At 54.2% G+C, this 236-nt stretch carries 3 tRNA genes; all 3 read right to left on the bottom strand.

Going from position 1 to position 236, the window contains the following annotated elements:
* Positions 1-2 precede the first annotated feature (2 nt).
* Positions 3-75: transfer RNA gene (locus tag FC46_RS09970), tRNA-Phe, on the bottom strand.
* A gap of 6 nt (positions 76-81) precedes the next feature.
* Positions 82-155, bottom strand: a tRNA-Asp gene (locus tag FC46_RS09965).
* A 3-nt stretch (positions 156-158) separates the two neighbouring features.
* Positions 159-232 (bottom strand) — tRNA-Met (locus FC46_RS09960).
* Between the last annotated feature and the right edge of the window lie 4 nt (positions 233-236).

Here is a 236-nt window from a genome sequence, read left to right as displayed (position 1 = left end):
AATGGCGCGGGACGGAATCGGACCGCCGACACAAGGAGCTTCAATCCTTTGCTCTACCAACTGAGCTACCGAGCCATTTTACGGTCCATATGGGATTTGAACCCATGATCTCCTCCGTGACAGGGAGGCGAGATAAACCACTGCTCCAATGGACCAAATTGCGGGAGCTGGATTTGAACCAACGACCTTCGGGTTATGAGCCCGACGAGCTACCAGACTGCTCCATCCCGCGATAT

This window comes from Lactobacillus kalixensis DSM 16043 (assembly GCF_001434335.1).
Taxonomy (GTDB): domain Bacteria; phylum Bacillota; class Bacilli; order Lactobacillales; family Lactobacillaceae; genus Lactobacillus; species Lactobacillus kalixensis.
This window is presented reverse-complemented; position numbering and strand designations above follow the sequence as displayed.